This is a genomic window from Methylobacterium sp. WL103 (assembly GCF_008039885.1).
GTDB lineage: Bacteria > Pseudomonadota > Alphaproteobacteria > Rhizobiales > Beijerinckiaceae > Methylobacterium > Methylobacterium cerastii.
Genome location: NZ_VRUX01000759.1, coordinates 1 through 1,718 on the forward strand (window position 1 = coordinate 1; position 1,718 = coordinate 1,718).

Here is a 1,718-nt window from a genome sequence, read left to right on the forward strand (position 1 = left end):
CGTTCGGCCCCCAGCCGACGCCGGCGCGCACCAGCAGCATGTCCTCGTCGTGCAGGTGCTCCAGCGCCTTGCAGAACTCGGCGCCCATGCCCTCGGCGCAGAGTTCGGTCGCCCGCTGCAGCAACCCGTCGACGTCGTCGCCGCGCAGGGCCTCGACGCCGAACTCGGACAGGATGGCCTGCTGGCGGAGGCGGTAGGTCAGGTCCGGGTGGTGATCGCTCATGACCGGGGCAGGGTAGCAGGGATGGCCGCGGGAGGCGACGCGTTCCGGTCCCCCTACCCGTTCCGTCCTCGCCTTCGTGCCCCCCCGGCGCCCTGCCCCGCGCCCTAATCAGCACCTTGCCTGGCGACCTGCGATTGCAGGTCCACTGGCCTTTGCGCGGCGTGGTCCTATCTGGTTCGGTTCCAAGCTGCGCCATGCCCGGAGACCGCATGATACCTCTCAGGCTCACCGTGAACGGCACGGCGCGCGAGGTCCTCCTGGAGGATCCCCGCGTGACCCTGCTGGACCTGCTGCGCGAGCGCCTCCATCTCACCGGCTCGAAGAAGGGCTGCGACCGCGGACAGTGCGGCGCCTGCACGGTGCTGGTCGACGGCCGGCGGATCAACGCCTGCCTCGCGCTCGCGATCAGCCTCGACGGCGCCTCGGTCACCACGATCGAGGGCCTGGCGGACGGTGATCGCCTGCATCCGGTGCAGGAGGCCTTCATCGCCCATGACGGCTTCCAGTGCGGCTTCTGCACGCCGGGCCAGATCATGAGCGCGGTCGGGCTCATCGCCGAAGGTCAGGCGGGGACCGATCCCGAGCGGATCCGCGAGGGCATGAGCGGCAACCTCTGCCGCTGCGGCGCCTATGCGGGCATCGGCGACGCGGTGCTGGCCGCCCAGACCGCCGGCGACGGCCAAGCCGCCGGCGTGATGATGCGGGAGGACGCGGCGTGAACCTGTTCGACTACACCCGTCCCGCCAGCGTCGCTGAGGCGATCGCGGCGGCGCAGGCCCCCGGCGCCGCCTATCTCGGCGCCGGCACCAACCTGCTCGACCTGATGAAGGGCGGCGTCGTCACGCCGGCCCGCCTCGTCGACGTCACCCGCCTCCCCGGCCTCGACCGCCTCGACGTCCTCGACGACGGCGGCGTGCGGGTCGGCGCGCTGGTGCGCAACAGCGACCTCGCCCACGATCCGCATTTCGCCAAGGCCTATCCGGCGGTGGCCGAGGCGCTGCTGTCGGGTGCGTCGGCGCAGCTGCGCAACGCCGCGACCGCCGCCGGCAACCTGATGCAGCGCACCCGCTGCCCCTATTTCGCCGACGCCACCTCCCCCTGCAACAAGCGCACGCCGGGCTCGGGGTGTGCCGCGCTCGGTGGGGCGACGCGGCTGCACGCGGTGCTCGGCTGGAGCGAGCACTGCATCGCCACCCACCCGTCCGACTTCTGCGTGCCGCTGGCGGCCCTCGACGCCGTCGTCGAGATCGAGGGCGCGGCGGGCCGGCGCGAGGTGGCGCTCGAGTCCTTCCATCGCCTGCCCGGCGACGCGCCGGAGCGAGAGGCCGACCTTGCGCCGGGCGAGCTGATCACCGCGGTGCGGCTGCCGCCGGAGGCGGCGGGGTTTGCGGCCCATTCCCGCTATCTCAAGGTCCGCGACCGCACCTCCTACGCCTTCGCGGTGGTCTCTGCGGCGGCGGGCCTGCGCCTCGACGGCGACCGGATCGCCGAGGCC

Annotated in this window: 2 protein-coding genes and 1 pseudogene; 2 read left to right on the forward strand and 1 reads right to left on the reverse strand. The window is 73.1% G+C overall.

Annotated features, from left to right (window positions below; genetic code table 11):
* A pseudogene (locus FV222_RS25120) lies at positions 1–223 on the reverse strand (histidine kinase); the annotation flags it as partial.
* A gap of 209 nt (positions 224–432) precedes the next feature.
* On the opposite strand from FV222_RS25120, the gene FV222_RS25125 reads away from it, so the two are divergent.
* Both FV222_RS25125 and FV222_RS25130 read left to right on the forward strand, forming a co-directional pair.
* Positions 433–942 (forward strand): (2Fe-2S)-binding protein, encoded by a 510-nt coding sequence (locus FV222_RS25125; protein WP_147754712.1) that lies wholly within the window; start codon positions 433–435, stop codon positions 940–942.
* Positions 939–1,718 (forward strand): FAD binding domain-containing protein (locus tag FV222_RS25130; protein WP_147815918.1); only part of this gene is annotated, 780 nt, incomplete at its 3' end. The genes FV222_RS25125 and FV222_RS25130, both read left to right, overlap by 4 nt.